Below are 17,574 nucleotides of genomic sequence, written 5' to 3'. Positions count from 1 at the left end.
GACGTCTGGGGTGGGCGTAACTGTTCGAATATCGGCTGGCGGGTGAGTCATTCGGCGCCGCAGGTACTCAGTCCGAAGGACATACCGAGGCGGGTGAGCGTACGTTGCTTCTGCTCGCCGTGGTTACCGGCTGCGGAAAGCGCGAGGATCTTGGTGCCGGCGGTGGGGACGGCACCGTTGCGGAATGCGTGGTCAATGGAGGTTCTGGTCGCTTCGGGTTGGGAGTTCTTAACGACGATGATGGCGTCGAGTTTGGCGGGACGCTGGGCATCGACGTAGGCGCGCCGCTCCTCGTTGATCTCGCCAGACGCGGAGACGCGGTCATGAATTCCAAGATTACGTCCTTCTTGTTGCGCAACGTCGGACTGGAGTCGACGGCTGCGGAGTTGGAGCGCGACGCGCAGGAATTTTGCATCGGCTAGTGGGGAGCCCTTTCGCAGAAGAGCGAACCGCCACGAGCCAACGGGCCCGCTACATCCCGCTCGTTGGGCAGCTCGGGGCAGATGAGTCTGATATTGGCCGTGTGGAGAGCTCTAACAACACGATCCGCCAGCGCACGACGTTCGGCTTCCTCGTCGTGTCCATCCAAGCTCAGCGACAGCCGGAGCCTGTTGTCACTTCCCACGATCAACCTTGGAAATGACGATACTTCGTCCGTCGATACTCCCTCTGCGGTCAGGACATTCTTGGCGTCGGCACCCAGATCGACCGCGTTGCGACGGTCGACCGCGCGGGCAGCGGTATACACGGCATCCGTGAGTCGAGCGACAGCGCCGGCAACGGCAGTTACCGAGATGGTGTACGGGCCGAGAGAGATCGTCTCTACGGCGGGGTCGTATGCGAAACCCCAGAACTCGCTGGCGACTTCACGGGCTGGAGCGCCGCCGGCGACGCGCCGCTTCTGCGGGCCATGGCCAGTGCCGAGCGCCCACGCCTCGAAGTGCGTCAGAGCGTTTCGCACCTCGGTCAACCCCGGCAGGGCTCGCTCGTACTCTTGCTTTGCCTGCCTGAGAGCGTTCAGAGCCTGATCGAGCTCGAGCTCCTGCAACCGGCCATCTACAAGCGAGACTGCGGCAAGAAGCTGCCGGAGAGCAAGGATGAGCTGGCGAGCGTCGATCTGACGCGAGCTGAACCACGAGATGCGGTGGTCGTCGGAATCGTGCATGCGCAACAAGGCAAGCTCTGCAGTACGCTCCCACCACTGGATCTCGGAGACCGCGATGGCCTCTGGATGGTCTGCGGGCGACCAGTCGACAACCGGATTCGTCACGGTCGGATTATCCTCGTATCTACCTTCGACATGCCACCCGAAAAGGTTGCATGGGGAGTCGGCCAGTCCGACGGCATCCGCTCATCGGCTAGATCCGGGCACCGGGCGGCGCGGCGCTCGGCGTCCGATCGCTACGTAACGTCACCTACTTCGAACATCGCCAGGCTGGAGATCCAGTCATCGGAGGCAAATCGAACTTGGCGCGGGTGTGCACGTTGCAGCCGTACCTCCCTCGGCAATCAGACCTGTACGCCAACAGGGATCTCGTGGTGGCTGATCACCAGGGCTGACGGATCACCCCTGCATGCGCGGGGAGCAGCATCGGTCGCGCGGCTGGCGCTGTCGCCCCTGGGGATCACTCCCACATGCGCGGCGAGCAGGGTTGGTTGCGCAGCTGGTCCGTGTTGAGCCCGGGGTCACCCCCGGATGCGCGGGGAGCAGGACCGCCAGCCGAGCTGGCCGTAGTTGGCCGCGGGATCACCCCCGCATGCGCGGGGAGCAGTGCCGGTCGAGGAAGCCGTCGAGGCCGGGACCGGGAACACCCCCCGCATGCGCGGGGAGCAGGACGAACAGATCGGCCGCAGCGTCCTAGCGCACGGAACACCCCCGCATGCGCGGGGAGCAGACTACTTGACCTGGTGCGCTAAAGATCAACTGCGCGGTCTTCATTCACTTTCGCTGACAGCCCGTTCTGCTTCTGCTGGTGGAGGCCGTAGCTGGTGCCACACAGCATGGTAGCCAACACTCACGCCGGCGGTTGCGTCGTGAGCCGCCGCTTCGTCCATGGAGCTCGATCATGTTCTGTTGGGCGAAGAGATGGAACTGCGCGATTTGTTGCTGAGGAGTTCGAGGGCGGTGGCGGCCTGGAGTTGGATCGCGTCGAGCGTCTCGGTGCTGGGGTTGTCGGTGGTGAGGGTGGCTTGGTGGAGCAGGGTTTCCGCTGCCCAGATTCGGTGCCAGGCGAGTGCCCAGGTTTCGGCGGGTAGGCCGGCGCGGTCGAGGAGGGCGTGTGGGTGGCCGCCGGCGTGGACGTAGTGGTTGAGGAGGCGGCGTAGTCGGGGTGGGTCGGGTGGGTTGCGGGTGCCGTGCCAGGTGGCGAGGTCGAGGATGCCGGGGCCGTTGAAGGCTTTGGCGACGTCGAGGAGGTGCCAGCCGTGGCGGGTGATGTGCAGCGACGTGGGATGTAGTTCGGAGTGGCAGATGCCGAACGGTGGGATTTCAGCGCCTGCTGTGCGCTGTGCGGTGGCGTGGTCGAGGGCCTGGAATAGCGGGGCGAGATCGTGCTCGCCGGTGAGTCGGCCGGTGTCGGTGAGGCGTTCTACGTACGCCAGGCTTCGGGCGGGCAGGGCGCATAGGGCGGTGTCGTCGAGGGTCGCGAGCCGTGGTGCGAGATCGAGGGCGTGCAGCCTGGCGACGGCGACGGCGGCGTCGTTCTCGCTGGCGTCACGGGTGGCCGGGCCAAGGTCCTCGATGAGCATGCCGAGGGTGCCGTCGATGGTGACGGAGCTGTGGACCTGCGGCACGGGGATGCCGTGAGCGGCAAGGTGTCGCAGTGTGCGGTCTTCGTTGGTGAACGGGCTGGTGGCGTACTTGAAGACGATGGTGGTGTCGTCGGCCAGGTGGAGGCGTTCGACGCCGCTGAGCTGCCAGATCCGTATCGGCTCACGGCGGACGACCTCCATGCCGGCGGCATGGGTTAGCGCGGCCAGGAGTGCGTGGGTGACCTGTTCGGTGATCACGGGCCGGGCTCCTGGAGCCGGGTCCGGGTGGTGGCCGTGTCTCGGTGAAGCAGGTCCAGGACGTGTCCGAGTTGGCCGGTCATCCTGGCGGGCACGCGTCCGGTTGCGGCCCGGTGAAAGTCCTGGAAGTGCGGCAGGAGTCGGAGGAGACCGAGTCGGGCGGTGAAGAAGGCGTCCGGGTCGCTGCTGGAGTGGGCGCGTCGTCGTAGCGAGGCGAGGGCGACGATCTTGTCAGCGGTGGAGGCGAGCAGGACGGGTCGGTCGTCGGTGGCGATCGGTGGGTCGGGCTGGTCGAGGGCGTGGTGTTCGACCTGTAACGCGCGGATGATTCGTGGCACTTCTGGGCCGTAGCGGGCGGTGAGGAGAGTGTCGAGGTCCACGTCGGGTGGGGCGAACTCCGGGGCGTCGTGCAGGAGCGCGGCGGCGGTCAGCTCGGGGAATACGTCGGGTAGGTGTCGGGTGAGGGTGACCGCGACCTGGACGGCGTGGACGAGGGCCGGTCGTTCGTCGATTGAAGTGACCCCTATTGGCCGGACACCTCGATGTGTGTCAGGGACTCTCGGTGGATCTTCTCGTAGGTGTCGGGGCTGACGTTACCCAGACGGCTGTGTCGGCGGCGAGGGTTGTAGAAGCCTTCGATGTAGGAGAAGACCTCCATCTCCAGTTCGTGACGGCTGGGCCAGGCGCGGGTGTAGACCAGTTCGGTTTTGAGGGTGGCGAAGAACGTCTCGGCCATGGCGTTGTCGTAGCAGTCGGCGACCGAGCCCATCGAGGCCAGGACGCCGCAGGAACGCAGGGTCCGGCCGAACTCGAACGACGTGTACTGGGTCCCGCGGTCTGAGTGGTGGATGACCTGGTCACGGGCAGGTCGGCGGTGTTGGATGGCCATGCCGACGGCGTCGAGGATCAACTCGGTGCGTAAGTGGTCGGCCATAGCCCAGCCGACGACGCGGCGGGAGTAGGCGTCGACCACGACGGCGAGGTAGAGGAAGCCTTCCCAGGTGCGCAGGTAGGAGATGTCGGCGACCCACAACCGGTTCGGGGCGGTGGCGGTGAACTGCCGCTGGACAAGGTCCGGTGCGGTCGCGGTCGACGCCGCTTTCCGGCGGGGCTTGCCGCGCCTCCGACGGTGGGCGCCTTCGATCCCGGCCAGGCGCATCAGCCTGGCCACCGCCTTGCGGTTCCACCGGTGCCCGCGCTCGTTCAGCTCGGCGGTGAGCCGGCGGGCGCCATAGACGCCGCGGTGTTCTGACCACGCCTGCCGGGTGACCTCGACACGTGCCAGGTCGTGGCGTTCCCGCTCAGCGGCGCGTTGCCGGCCGGCGCGCAGCCAGTCGTAGAAGGCGCTGTGGCCGACGCCAAGGAGCCGGCAGAGCAGACGGACCGGGTAGGTGGTCTTCTCCGCGTCGATGAACCGGTACACGTCGGTCCGGTTCACCGCTCCGTCTCGCGTGCGAAGAAGACCGCGGCTTTTTTCAAGATTTCCTTCTCCAACTCCAGCTGCGCGACCTGCCGCCGCAACCGGATCAGTTCGGCCCGCTCGTCAGCGGCCAGGTCGCTGGGCCGACCGCCGTCGCGTTCCTGCCGCATCCGGTCGACCCAGTTCCGCAGCGTCTCGTGGTTGACGCCCAACTCCCGGCCCACGTCCCGGATCGTGCGACCGGAGTCGAGCACCAAGGCCGCGGCCTGGCGTCGGAACTCCTCGGGGTACTTGCTCTGTCGAACCACAGCGGTTTCCTCCTCCTCGGCAGGATGCCAAGTCAAGAGGTGTCCAGCCTCAAGGGGTCACTTCAGCGGGGAACGGCACGGGGCCGCCGATGGAATGCCCATGCCCGGATCACCCCCGCGTGCGTGGGAAGCAGCCCGTCTCGATCGGCGCACGCACGACAGCCTGAGGATCACCCCCGCATGCGCGGGGAGCAGTGGGGCGGCGGCGCAGCAGACGCTCTACCTCGGGGGATCACCCCCGCATGCGCGGGGAGCAGGCACAGCGCCTCCGTCGTGCCGTCGTCGCCGAGGGATCACCCCCGCATGCGCGGGGAGCAGTACGCGCCCCGCGACCGCACCGGCATCGCCCGGGGATCACCCCCGCATGCGCGGGGAGCAGGACAGGTGCCCGGCATCCCCGCGGGGGGTGTTGGGATCACCCCCGCATGCGCGGGGAGCAGACTTCTTGACCTGGGGCGCTAGAGATCAACTGTGTCGTTTTGCTTCACTTTGGCTGACAGTTCGTTCATGTGGTCGGTCCTGCTTCGCTGGTGGGGGTCCGCAGTTGTGTATGGAGGATGGTAGCCAACGCGGAGCCTACCGATGGCGTCATGAGCGGCCCCTGGGGTCATGGTTGCAGGCTCGTCTCGGTCTGCTCGTCTGTCGAAGCGCCGTCCCGTGTCCCCCGGCGTCGGTTAGCTCAGCGGGTTGACCGTGGTCGTTGCACAGGCGGCAGTGTCCACCGGTGATCCTCCCGATCACATGGGCTGTGACTCTGCCGTACGTGACTGGGTGTGTCATCGGCTGTCCGCCCGCGATCTGCGCCCGCGCTACTTGTTACGCGATGCCGTGTGGTCTGCCCATCGGACGAGCGATGGGCGTTGACCGGTGGCGATGTACTCAATGACTGCCCGGTGGGCGGTTTCCACCGACAGCACTGCCAACTCGGCGGGGATGGTGACCAAGGGGGAGTCAGACGACTCCAGCACCACGATCGGTTCGGCCGGTGGCTGTTCCACCGCGTGACCGCCATCGGGCAGCCAGCGCAGCGCTGCCCTTGCGTTGTCGTAGTCGATGTCGAGGCGCAGGACGTCGTCAGCCCCGCTCGGTGCGAACCAGAATGCGTGCGCCCGGGTGCCGTGTGGTCCGATCATCAGCGTCTGCTTGTCGAGGAACACCCGGGTGGCCTCCGCGTCAGGTAGCTCCTGCTCACAGATGTCGAACACCACGCGGTATGTCATGGCCTGATCCTCTCACCCGTGCCTGTGTAGGTTTTGGTCCACCAGGTTCGTCCGCCGTCCTGTGTCGCCCACACGGTCAGGCGGGCACCGGCGGGCAGGACCGGGGGGAGGAGTTTGTCGCAGGTCAGCGGCCAGTCCCGGTCGAAATCCCGAGTTCCGCATGTGGTGTTGTTCAGTACCAGCTCACCCTTGCCGAGTGCGTCGCGGCGCATCCGCGCCGCGACGTGGCTTTCGACGTGGCTGACCAGGACGCGTGGCCATCCGCCTCCCCGATACGGGTGCAGGTCCGCGACAGAGGCGTCATCGTCCCGGCTGACAATGGTTTCGCCGTTGAATACCCCAGTGGTCGGGTCCGTCCGCTTGTTGCGGACCGGCAGATTTCGACCGGTTTCTTCGACGTGTACGGGTGGCTGGGGTGACGGCGATCCCTGCCCGGGTACGCCGCCACCCGCGGTCGTTTTCCCGCGTCACCGGCTGCCCGCGCCTCGCCCAACGCGCCCTCGACGAGGTGCTTCGCAGCATGGCCACGCTGCCCTACGCGTTCGAGGACCTGCTTGATCGCCGCCAGTTGGGACAGCATCGGACCCTGCTGCCCGCCCTGCAGCACGGCGGCGGTGAGATGCTGAACCTCGCCGAGCGTGGCGATGGCGGCCGCGACTGCGACGTTGGCCGCGTCCAGTGTGGCCACGGCCCGACCCAACACCGCAATCGTCTGCTGCGGCGACTCCTGGCTCGCGGCGGCACCAACCGCGCTTCGCGCCTGCGCGATGTGGCCGCCGACCGACGCCACGCGTGCCCGGATCTCCTGAGTCCCGGTCTGAACCGCGCGCATACGCTGAGCGATCACGGTGAAGCCGGCGGCGGCTGAACGGGCGGCGACCTGCTCGGCCGCTGTCGCAGCCGCCGCTGCGGTCTCGACGGCTCGTGCGGTCCCCTCCGCCATCGACTGCAGCTCGCCGCTGATGCTGTCGGTAAGTGGCATGTCCTGCCCTTCCCGCGACCGACGATCGGCACCTGCCGATTCATCGAAGCGTATGGACGCCAGGTCAGCCGCACAACCGTCCTACGCTCTCGGTACCGCGCCGCGCTTCGGCCGACACGCAGCCCAGTCCGACACTGCATCTCTCTCGCTTCCCCCGGCCCCGTTGAGGCCGCCCGCATGCCCATGCTGTGGGCGCTGTACGCCCCGGCACGACGCGAGCTGCACGACCTAGTCCCGCAGCCGATCCAGCAGGACGAGTACCGCATCGAGGAGCCCCGTTGGGCCGCTCCCAGCCGGGGTGCTCCCGCATCGCGTCCGGGATCTGTGCCGCCCGTCGCCCGACTGCCTCCGGAGCCGGCATCCGCTTCGTCGTCACCGTCGTGGCCTTCCCTTCCCGTACGTTGGGCGTGGGACACGGGGGCCGAGCACCGCTTTGCGTCGACCACTCCCCCCCCCCGCATGCGCGGGCAGCAGAGCGCCGCACCACCAGTGCAGGCAGGTCCGGGGATCGCCCCCGCATGCGCGGGGAGCAGTTGGCGGCCCCGTCGTACCCGACGGTCAACGAGGGATCATCCCCCGCATGCGCGGGGAGCAGACGATCTCCGCCTGCAACGCTTCGGCCGCGCCGGGATCACCCCCGCATGCGCGGGGAGCAGGCGGCCCCCCGGTCCCGAGTGGTGGCGACGGATCACCCCCGCATGCGCGGGGAGCAGCTGATCAAGCGGGCCGAGCGGAAGCAGACCCGGGATTACCCCCGCATGCGCGGGGAGCAGTTCGTCGGCTACGACGCCGAGCCGGGCCAGACGGGATCACCCCCGCATGCGCGGGGAGCAGAAGACCGCCGGAACCTCCGGCGCGCCGGACACGGGATCACCCCCCGCATGCGCGGGAGCAGTCCGCCAACGGGGCGTCCGACGCGAGGTTGAGGGGATCACTCCCGCATGCGCGGGGAGCAGTTCCCGGCGGTCGTCGTTTCCATGGTGGGTCCCGGATCACCCCCGCATGCGCGGGGAGCAGCACGTCGACCATGTCGTCTACGGGTCGTCCGTCGGATCACCCCCGCATGCGCGGGGAGCAGGTTGCGCACGATGTTCGATGTCCTCTCCGCTGGGGATCACCCCCGCATGCGCGGGGAGCAGACAAGAGGGGTTACTTCAGAGGGGTTACACAGAGGATCACCCCCGCATGCGCGGCGAGCAGGCGTTGACGTGGTGGGAGTGGTCGAGTCGGAACGGATCACCCCCGCATGCGCGGGGAGCAGACTTCTTGACCTGGGGCGTTATAGATCAACTACGTCGATCTTATTCACTTTGGCTGACGGACCGTTCATGTGGGTGAGTCCTGCTTCGGCTGATTCGAGCGCGCAGTCTGATGCACAGAGCATGGTAGCCAACCTGGACCCGGACGGTCGCGTCGTGAGTCACTCCCGCAGTCATGGTGTGGACCGATGGGTCGGTCGGTGATGAGCTTCCCCCGCTTTGATGGAGCGGAATTCCATAAAAACGGGGGAAGCTCACCCGTGAATACGTCGAGATTCTCACCATCGCATCAGCCAGGACGCTCAAGCGGCTCTCCGCTGAGCACAGCGTCGTCGTCTAACAGTAACGAAACACACGAGTGTGCTTCCGAGTACTTGTTGCCATCGTTGTGTTGTGTAGACAGCTTGGCTGATGCTGATCCCCCGGTGAAGAACCGCTCTTCACCACAGTCAATCGTGCACGAGGTCATCAAAAAGGGCGAAACGGCGGGGCCCCTTTCTCGCCGTACTGCTAGCCTGGATGGGGCCTGGCTCGGGTGGCTCTGTCACTCAGCATGTGATCGGCGATGGCCTCGACAGCCGCCGGGCAGACCAGGGCGAGTAGGTCGAGAATCTCGGACAGGCGCCCTTGGCGGATGGGTGATACAAGGAATGGCTTGGCCCGCGCGGGCTCGATCTTGCGTGCGACCGCGATCGACGCCCGAGCCCGGGTGAACCCGTCCTCTATGCTTTGGAGGGCCCGCTCGGCCGCGTCGGTGGCTTCCTGCTCGACGAAGATCTCGGCGAGTTCCTGTAGGCACTGGCCCCGTTGATAGGAAGTACCGCCGGTCCGGGCAAGCATGTCAGCGCGGTCACCGTGGCCGGCTCGAGCCAGGGCCACAACGAGCCGCGTTCGTCCTTCTGCCTGACGATGCGGGTCCACAATCGAATTGACCAGCGCCTCCGCGCGCGTGAAGTTTCCGGCCCGGGCCACGGCATCGACCGCTTCGGTCAGAGCTTGGTCACGTGCCTGAGCCGCCTGCGAGGTCTTCCGCTCAGTAGTGCTACTGAACGCCGGCCAGTTGGCCGGCGTGGTGACCGAAGACGAGGGCTTGCTGGTGTATCCGTTGCCGACCATCCAGTTCGCCAGTGATTCCGCACGTTCGTCCTCGCCGAGTACCCACCACGCGGTCAAGATCTTCTGCATCGCGTGGTGGGGGAGGACCTGTTCGTTCTTGGCGGTCTCTTCGGCGGCGGCCAGTGGTCCGATGGCGAGCCGGAGTCTGTCGGTTCCTTTGGTGGATGACGCCAGTTCGATCAACATTGCCGCTTGGCGCTGCGGTTCGCTGATCAGTCCAGCGGCTTCCAGGGCCGTCTCGAGATCTTCTGCCAGGGCTGCCCCGCGGGCGAGTTTCTCGAGGTCTAAGTTGCTTGGACTCGTCTTGTCACCCATCCGGAAGAGTGAGGTGGCGCGCCGAGCAGTCTTGCGGGCGAACTCGAAGAGGCCCAAGGTAACGAGTGCCGAGACCAAGGGCACGAGAAGCTCGAGTTCGGTTCGGGAGTCGTTGATGGAACGGCTGATCGCCTCGGCACGTTCGGCAAGATCGGTCGCGGGTTGCATGTCGCCACGCCTCGCTACGCGAAAACCCCAACTAGTCAGCGCGGCCGCCCGCTTTCGGCGGTCGGTGATCGCGTCTATCAATCCGGTCAGATCTTTGTCGTCGACTTCCTCGGCTGCTCGGATGATGATCCTGCCGTACGCCTGGTCTTTGACGTCGGCGTCGGGAAGGGCGTCAGCGAGCCGTCTGGCGTAATCAAGATCGCCCGCCTCGGCAGCGGATCCGATCAACTCAAGCATGGCCTTTGCCTGATCAGAGTTCTCCGCGATGGAACTGACCACCGCTGAAGCACGTTCGGGGTCGCCCGCTCTGTACCAAGCCGATCCGATGGCGGCGACGAGCCCCCTCACTACGTGATCTGGAGGGGGTTCCCTCTTGTCTCGGACGTCGGTCAGTGCCGCCTCGGCAAGGCTGGCAAGGCTCGCCAACTCGGCGCGGTCAACGATGGTCGCCAGATGCGGACCGATCTTCGTCAGCGTGTCGATGCGCTGCTGCGGTTCGTGCACACGTGCGGCTTCCCGAATGGCGCGGTCCGCGAGTCGGCGAGCCCGGTCCGGCCGACCCGAGCGGATGAGTCTGTCCGCCAGGTAGCCGTAAACGAGGGCCTTGTCGCCGATGTCTGTCAATGCGTCAACTTCAGCCACAGCGCTGTCGGCCAGACGGTCCGCGAGGCCGGGTTCGCCACGGCGGGCAGCCTCCTGTCCCAGAGTGCCCAGCGCCTGGGCTCGCCAGTATGGCATCGGAGTCTGCCAGACCAGTTCTTCCGCCTCGGCCAGGCTTGCGCCGGCGCGGGCAACACCGATGGCGACTCCGGCGAGTGCCCGCGATTGCCAGAAAGGCGCCGGTGCGCTGAGCGCCACCCGGAGCGCTCGCTCACGTTCACCGCCTTCGGCGATGCGGCGGGCGACTTCGCCGATCGCCTTGCCAGGCTCATCCTCGGCTACAAGGAGACGAGACGGTACTAGGCCGACGAGCCGTTCGGCATGGGCGTGGTGGCCTGCCGCCGCCGCTTCGGGCGCGAGAAGCGAGAGCGCGCCACCGCGCATCCCACCGTCTTCGGATATCGACCGAACCAGTGCCTCGGCACGCGTGACGTTGCCGACGGCGGCCCACAGGCGTGGCAGGTCAAGGGGTATGTGGCTGTTGCGCCTCTCAAGGTCGGCGCGGCGCAACGCCAGCCGGCACAGCGAAACCAGGTCACCGTCGTCGGCCGCCGACAACGCCTCCTCAGCGAGCGCGACCTCGTCCAAGGCAACGGCATCACCGCCGGTATGGTCCAGCATCCGGTCGTGCCGCCCTGCGTCGGTGGCCTGCTGCACCATCCGCGTGTGGTCGCCCTGGTCGGAGAGCATCCGGAAGTAGCCGAGCAGGAGGTACTCCGGGGTGTCGACGGGCCAGCCTTGCTCGCGATAACGGTCAGCCCACTCGTGCAGCCGTTGCCGGTAGTCGCGTAGGCGCGACGGGCCGAGGAGCTTCATCGCCGTGGACTGCAACTCCTCGTGGGCAAGCACGTAGGAATCACCCGCCCGGCTGAAGGTACGTCCAGTGAAACTGGTCAGACAATCTTCCACCACCCACTGGTCCTCGTCGGCCAGTTCCGCAAGGTCCGCCACGGACAGACCACTGGACGCAGCGGTGATCAACCCGAGGATGGCCCGTTCGGTGCCGTTGGTGTACATGATCCTCTTCAGTTCCCGTTCGGCGTCGGCCCGTACCACATCTGCGTAGGTCGACTGCCCGAGCTCATGGACTACGCATCGAACCCGCAACGGATGGTCGGACGACACATCGGGGGGCAGCGGCGGGTCCGGCCGACTGGACACGACGACACGCAGACCGCTCGGTGGGTGTCGAGGAAGGGTCGCGGCGATGCTGTAGGAATCAGGCCCGCCCGTGACCCCCCGATCCTCGTCCAGCCCGTCGACCAGGAGGATCAGCCGCTCATCCGCCGCTTGGCAGGCGGCCGCAGCTGAACTGAGCATGTTCAACAGGTGCGCCTCCTGCGTCGATTCGGTCAGGCCGACGGGAAGTCCTCGATGTTCGAGCAGGTCAGCGAGCTGTTCGAGGGCGTTGTCGAGGAACGCCCTACGGTCGTTCTGCTGGTGATGGCGTGCGGTTACGAAGAAGGAGACGATTCGGACTCCGACCGGCGGGTGTAGCACGAACCACGACATCAGCGCAGACTTGCCGGCCCAAGCCGGGGCCCGCCACCACGCATAGCGGTAGTCGGATTCGCCTGTGCAGAAGGCCCCGAGCTCGGCCAGTTCGGCGTCCCGGCCCTTCAGATCGGGCGGGACGATCCGGCGTACCTGCTCGACGTAGGCGGAGCGGACGACCGGCGGCACGTAGCCGTACGAGTTGTATTGCGTGTTGTTCGCGCCAACCTGCACGCCGTAGGCGTGGTCCGCGTCCAACCCGACGACCGTGCCGTTCCGCCAACCGGGTGTCGTGTCCGTCATTGTGTTGGAGGTGGCTGCCGAGGCGGTGGCTCAGTTGAATGTGTTGGTCTGGGTGTTGTGGCTGCCAAACTGAACACCCTTGGCATAGTCGGCTGACACCTGGTAGCTTGCCGCCGCTACTCCGTCTGGCTCTGCCAGGCTCAACAAGCGGCGCGCTGCGGTGATCACTTGCTCGTCGGCGGCAGCGCCGGATTCTGCTAGGTCTGCACTGAGCAGCGCCTGCCATTGATCGGATTCGACTTCCGCTGCGTCGAGTGCTTCCTGCGCCCGATCCCGACCCAACAGGCGTCGTCGCAGCAGGTTCTTCAATCCGGTGTAAGAATCCGAGATTGCGGATTTCGTCACGTCCGTCGAGCCCGCCGCCGCACCGGCAGCAAGCGCTGCGACAATTAATTCCACACCCGTCACAGCACCCATCCTATGACAGCAGAGCCTCACGGGCGTACACCTGATCAAGCGCAACTCGTGGTCAAGCACAGTCAAGTCTCGGACTACGAGCAGGAGCTTCAAGATCTTGAGCGGGATGATCGCTCGTTCACCGCGGAGGTGGACCTTCGCCTGAACCCGGGTGACCGCCTTCTGCCGGCGTGACAGCTTCGGCCGGAAGCGGTGCGCCTGCACAGCGGCGTGGAGGCAACGGCAGGACCCTTGCGGCCAGCGGTGGTTCTGTCTGTCGGCTGCAGGGGTGACTGTCTAGTCCATCCTGGACGGCCCTGCAGGGTCACTTCGTGCCCCGCTGGCTCCGTTCGGTGCTCCCGAAGGCGGGCGGTCTCGATCTTCGCTCCCGAAGGATGTTGCGTTGCGTGGTGGTCTGCGTGCATCCTGTTGGGCTGCGCTAGCCCCGAGGAGGCAGTGTGTCGGAGCCTGTGTCATTGATGAGTCCGGACGTGAAGCGACTGACCCGTAGCCTTGTGGCCTACCTGTTGGAGCAGGTCAAGACCTACCGCCAGCAAGATCGGAATCCGCTCGACGATGGTGTCGTCTACTGGTTGGGTGCCTTGCAAGAGCCCAGAGTGCAATCAAGCGGGCCCGTGCTTGTGGAGATTGACTCCCCATCGCCGTCCGACCCTCCCGTCCTGCCGACGGCCCTGCGGGGTCTGATCGATGAGACGCAGTGGATCAACCCTGAAGGCCCCGCGCCCCAGTTGAGCGATGGGTTCAGCGGTACGGTATCCGCTGAGTCTGTCCAGTCTGACTCCGTGAAGCGAGCCTACGACAGCGTGCTCCTCCGCTGGATGAGGTGGGCTGAGCATGAGCGTGGCACGCGTGCGAAGCGTGCGAGGTACGACCTGCTGGAGCGGCTCGAACGCGAAGCTCTGCAGCGAATTGACACCGAGGAGTTGGTTCTGGGTGTCGGCCTTCTCAGCTCTTGCTTCGAGGGGCGGTGGGTTATTCGTCGCCATCTGCTCATCTGGAACGTAAGGATTGCCCGCAATCCGGAAACCGACGCACTGCAAGTTGTTCTTTCCGTCGACCAACGGGTGAAGGTTGAGCACCAGGATTTCCTCACCGCCGATGACGGCTACAAGGCGAGCCGGGGCCGCCTGCCCTGGTCCGACACCGAAGCCGGCGGGCTGCAACCGTTTTCGCCACAATTGTCTCAGTGGTTGGCGGGGTGGAAACGGCGATTCTGGGACCGACCGCTTCAACTCGCCGCAGATCAGTGGGAGCCGCCGCCCCTCGCCGAGGGCGACGAAACCCGGTTGACAGTGGCTCCTGCACTGTTCCTGCGCCCTCGCGACCGCAGCGGACTGGAGAGGTTCTACAGTGCGATCGCGGACAGCCTCGATCGGCAGGACAGTCCGGCACCGCTCGGACTGGCGCAACTGGTCACCTCCATTGAGCCGGAACATCGTCTGACCATGCTGAAACATGCAGGCAGCGGTGACCGTCCGAGCGTCAGCGGTGATCCGTTGTTCCCCCTCGCCAGCAACCGCGAGCAGCGTAGGGTGCTCGAGAAGCTAAGTGCTGACACCACCGTCGTCGTGCAGGGCCCGCCAGGAACGGGCAAGACGCACACGATCGCGAATTTGATCTGTGCCCTGCTGGCCGACGGTCAACGTCTGCTGATCACAAGTCAGAAGGATCAGGCACTTCGGGTGCTGCGAGACCAGCTCCCACCAGCCGTGAGGCAACTCTGTGTCCTCATGACGGGAATGCAGCGCGCCGGTGCCAGCGAACTCGAGCGCAGCATCACCGCTTTGTCGGAACTAGCCGCAACTGTCAGTCCAGATGAACTCCGCCGAGACATCGCACAACTGCGCGACCGACGCGACGACCTCACCGTCGCGCTCACCCAGGCAGTCCGAGACCTACGGTTCGTCCGCGAGCAGGAGTACCTGACGCATCCTTCGGTAGCCCCGGGATACACCGGCACCTTGGCGACACTCGTCGAACTGATCGCCGCAGGACGCGATCGGCATAGTTGGATCGACCCGTTGCCTGCCAGCGCTGGAGGGGATGCGCCCCTATCGGACGGCGAGGCCCGAGAGTTATGGGACCTGTTGACCTCGGCTACGCAGGAGCGCATCGCACGGGCCCGCCAACGTGTTCCTGGAGCCAACCTGGTCCCGCCTGCGGCTGAGATCATCGCGTTGACTTCGAAGATCGAACAGGCGGAGCGGATTCTCGGCCCCGACCATGCCGGCACCGCTTGGGTCATGGCGACCCTCGATGACGCCGCCCTAGCCGATATCGAGAGACATGTCGACACCGCAGCCGACGCCCTGGCAATCTGCGGCTTGCCCGACTCTATCTCGGACTGGGAGCAGTCGGACTGGCGGCGCAGCGCCGCAGACGCGCTCCTCGCGCGCCGCAGTCCTGCATATTGGGACGCACTGTTCACGGAACTGCGAGATGCTGAGCCACACGTCCGTGCACTCGCCGCACTCAACGGCAGCGACATCGACCTGGGCGCCACGCCGCTGACCGCAGCGAACCTCAACCGTCTCGCTGGTCAAGCCAAACGCCTGCGTAGCCACTTCTCCAGGGGAGGTCGACTCCGCCGGTACCTACCTGCCCGCGCGCAACTCAACGCGACGGACCTGCTGGAGGTGTGCACCATCGACGGCGCTGCACCGTCGACGGCCAGTGAGCTCGCCGCACTGATCACCTTCTTGAAGGCCGAGGCTGCCGTTACCGCCGCGCTGGAGGCATGGGTGCCGGTCGGTGTGCCCGTCGTACACGGGCCGCTTCGCCGACGGGTAGCGCACCTCGATGACGTCTCGCACAACGCCTCCGCCCTGCGGTCACTCGTCGTCGCCCGCGACGCGATCGAGCAAGTACTGCGCCGCCACCACATCAGGTACGCAGTCCGCACCCCTGAAGACTGGGACCTTCTGGTCCGCATCGCTCGAGGCCGATCGGTCATCGCTGGGGCACGGCACGCTACCGAAACCCTGACCCGCACCAGCGAAACAGTGCGGACCTGGTCTCTGCAGGCTGATTCAGCCCCTGAGGTAACCGAGATCGCTGCAGCGCTGCGCCACCGGGATGTCGACCGTTATTCCGTCGCTCGAGCGGCCCTCGACCGCGCCAGGGACGACAAGGAAGCCCAAGATCGCAGCGACAGCCTCTACCAACGGCTCGCCGACGCCCATCCGGCCTTAGCTCAGGAGTTGACCGACAATCTCGACGACCCGATCTGGGGCCAACGGCTCGATGAGATCGAGGCGGCGTGGGCCTGGGGCGCGGCGGCCACCTACCATCGGCTCGTCCGGCAACCCGACGCCGACCGCACCCACGAGCAACGCATAGACGATATAGAAGTCCAACTCAGCACTGCGACCGCGGAACTGGCGGGCAAGCAAGCCCTCCTTCAATGTTTGACTCGTATGACGGAGCGGCAGCGGCAAGCGCTGCAGGCGTACAAGACCAACATGAGTGGCCTCGGTCGCGGCCAAGGAAAGAGCAAAGATCGCTATCTCGCGGCAGCTCGAGAAGCGATGCAGGACGCCCAGCAGGCCGTCCCCGCATGGGTCATGCCCCTGGCGACCGTCACCGACACCATCACGCCGCGCCCGGATATCTTCGACGTGGTCATCGTCGACGAAGCCAGCCAAGCCAGCATCGATGACCTCTTCCTCCTGTGGCTGGCGCCACGAGTCATCGTTGTCGGGGATGACAAACAATGTGCCCCCGGCCTCAAGGGAGCAACCGAACTGAAGGTCAGGGAAGAGAACCTGGACCGTCACCTCGCCGACATGCCTCTGAGTCTGCGCAACGGCTTCAGCCCCACCTCGAACCTTTACGAGCTGCTGTCTACGCGTTTCCCTGACGTGGTCCGGCTATCCGAACACTTCCGATGCATGCCCGAAATCATCGGATGGTCCTCCGCGCAGTTCTACGACAACCGCCTGATCCCCCTTCGCCAGTTCGGCGCCGATCGACTTGACCCCCTCAGGGTGGTTCATGTCGAAGATGGTGTGGAGATAGGACGCGACTTCGCCCTACGAAACCAAGTTGAAGCTGAAATGGTGATCGACTACGTCGCTAAGATCATCGAAGATCCCAGGTACCGTAACAAGAGCATCGGAATCATCGCGCTGCAAGGTGGCAAACAGACACAAATTCTGGACCAGCTGCTCAACGAGCGCATCGATTCCACAGAGATCCGACGGCGAAAGATCCGTGTGGGCCAACCACCGGAGTTCCAAGGAGACGAACGCGACATCGTCATGCTCTCGATGGTCGTCACCAAAGCCAAACGCGCCCTGACCAGCCGAACAGAGCAACGCCGGTACAACGTCGCCGTGACCCGCGCCCGGGATCAGCTGTGGCTTTTCACCTCCGTGCATGCCAGCAGCCTCAACCCCGCCGACCTACGCCACTCCCTGCTGACCTACATGCTGCACCCGCCAGCCACCCTCACCATCGACCCTAACCTCGACGACATCACCGCCGACACCCGCGCGGAACCCTTTGACTCGCTACTGCAGCAGCGAGTCTTCCTCGAACTGCGCCGTCGCGGCTACGCCGTCGTGCCCCAGTACCCGGTCGACCACCGCACCATCGACCTCGTCGTCGTCGGCGACAACGGACGACTCGCCGTCGAATGTGACACACCCAGCCGACCCCTACAGCCTGACGAGGTCGAGCAGGAACTCCACCGCGAACGCGAGCTACGCCGAGCCGGCTGGCAGTTCATCCGCCTCCGCGACAGCGAGTACCTGCTCGACCCGACCGCGGCGCTCGAACCCCTGTGGCAACAGCTGCAACAACGAGGAATCGAACCGCGTTCACTGCCCGCAGCTCCCCGTCAGGAAGCACGGTGGAGACCGACCCTCCTGTCCAGCGATGAAGACGACTTCTAGGAGACGCT

Annotated in this window: 11 protein-coding genes, 1 pseudogene and 2 CRISPR repeat arrays; of the genes and pseudogenes, 2 read left to right on the top strand and 10 right to left on the bottom strand. The window is 65.8% G+C overall.

Going from position 1 to position 17,574, the window contains the following annotated elements:
• Positions 1-104 precede the first annotated feature (104 nt).
• Positions 105-422 carry a hypothetical protein gene (locus Q2K16_RS09510; RefSeq protein WP_302744819.1) on the top strand — a complete coding sequence of 106 codons (318 nt, stop codon included), beginning with the start codon at positions 105-107 and terminating at the stop codon, positions 420-422.
• Here the strand turns inward: Q2K16_RS09510 and Q2K16_RS09505 are convergent.
• From Q2K16_RS09505 to Q2K16_RS09465, 10 genes and pseudogenes are all read right to left on the bottom strand, one after another.
• Positions 419-1,270, bottom strand: a complete 852-nt coding sequence (locus tag Q2K16_RS09505) for a hypothetical protein (RefSeq protein WP_302744817.1) — start codon at positions 1,268-1,270, stop codon at positions 419-421. The two genes, Q2K16_RS09510 and Q2K16_RS09505, sit on opposite strands and share 4 nt — an antisense overlap.
• Positions 1,271-2,064: 794 nt before the next feature.
• Positions 2,065-3,009 (bottom strand): aminoglycoside phosphotransferase family protein, encoded by a 945-nt coding sequence (locus Q2K16_RS09500; protein ID WP_302744815.1) that lies wholly within the window; start codon positions 3,007-3,009, stop codon positions 2,065-2,067.
• Positions 3,006-3,347 (bottom strand): hypothetical protein, encoded by a 342-nt coding sequence (locus Q2K16_RS09495; protein WP_302744814.1) that lies wholly within the window; start codon positions 3,345-3,347, stop codon positions 3,006-3,008. The genes Q2K16_RS09500 and Q2K16_RS09495 overlap by 4 nt, the downstream gene beginning before the upstream one ends.
• A 185-nt stretch (positions 3,348-3,532) precedes the next feature.
• On the bottom strand, positions 3,533-4,447 hold the full coding sequence (locus Q2K16_RS09490; RefSeq protein ID WP_302744813.1) for an IS3 family transposase: 915 nt from the start codon (positions 4,445-4,447) through the stop codon (positions 3,533-3,535).
• Positions 4,444-4,737 carry a transposase gene (locus Q2K16_RS09485; RefSeq protein WP_302739765.1) on the bottom strand — a complete coding sequence of 98 codons (294 nt, stop codon included), beginning with the start codon at positions 4,735-4,737 and terminating at the stop codon, positions 4,444-4,446. The genes Q2K16_RS09490 and Q2K16_RS09485 overlap by 4 nt, the downstream gene beginning before the upstream one ends.
• A 106-nt stretch (positions 4,738-4,843) precedes the next feature.
• Positions 4,844-5,177: a CRISPR direct-repeat array (repeat unit 28 nt; unit sequence GGATCACCCCCGCATGCGCGGGGAGCAG).
• A 369-nt stretch (positions 5,178-5,546) separates the two neighbouring features.
• The gene (locus Q2K16_RS09480; RefSeq protein ID WP_302744812.1) at positions 5,547-5,957 is read right to left on the bottom strand and encodes an Imm1 family immunity protein; all 411 of its coding nucleotides are present in this window, start codon (positions 5,955-5,957) and stop codon (positions 5,547-5,549) included.
• Positions 5,954-6,334: a DddA-like double-stranded DNA deaminase toxin gene (locus Q2K16_RS33000; RefSeq protein ID WP_368052563.1), complete on the bottom strand. Its 381-nt coding sequence runs from the start codon at positions 6,332-6,334 to the stop codon at positions 5,954-5,956. The genes Q2K16_RS09480 and Q2K16_RS33000 overlap by 4 nt, the downstream gene beginning before the upstream one ends.
• Before the next feature lie 101 nt (positions 6,335-6,435).
• Positions 6,436-6,789 (bottom strand): annotated as a pseudogene (locus Q2K16_RS32995) (DUF6244 family protein); the annotation flags it as partial.
• 1,077 nt (positions 6,790-7,866) lie between these two features.
• Positions 7,867-8,200: direct repeats of the CRISPR family, unit length 28 nt; unit sequence GGATCACCCCCGCATGCGCGGGGAGCAG.
• Positions 8,201-8,708: 508 nt separating this feature from the next.
• A complete protein-coding gene (locus tag Q2K16_RS09470) occupies positions 8,709-12,209 on the bottom strand; it encodes a tetratricopeptide repeat protein (protein WP_302744809.1) in 3,501 nt (1,166 codons plus the stop codon).
• Between the two features lie 75 nt (positions 12,210-12,284).
• The gene (locus Q2K16_RS09465; RefSeq protein ID WP_302746709.1) at positions 12,285-12,662 is read right to left on the bottom strand and encodes a hypothetical protein; all 378 of its coding nucleotides are present in this window, start codon (positions 12,660-12,662) and stop codon (positions 12,285-12,287) included.
• 479 nt (positions 12,663-13,141) lie between these two features.
• Between Q2K16_RS09465 and Q2K16_RS09455 the strand changes: the two genes are divergently transcribed.
• A complete protein-coding gene (locus Q2K16_RS09455) occupies positions 13,142-17,566 on the top strand; it encodes an AAA domain-containing protein (protein WP_302744808.1) in 4,425 nt (1,474 codons plus the stop codon).
• Positions 17,567-17,574 lie beyond the last annotated feature (8 nt).

The organism is Micromonospora cynarisoli (genome assembly GCF_030518815.1).
In the GTDB taxonomy this organism is placed as follows: Bacteria; Actinomycetota; Actinomycetes; order Mycobacteriales; family Micromonosporaceae; genus Micromonospora; species Micromonospora wenchangensis.
This window is presented reverse-complemented; position numbering and strand designations above follow the sequence as displayed.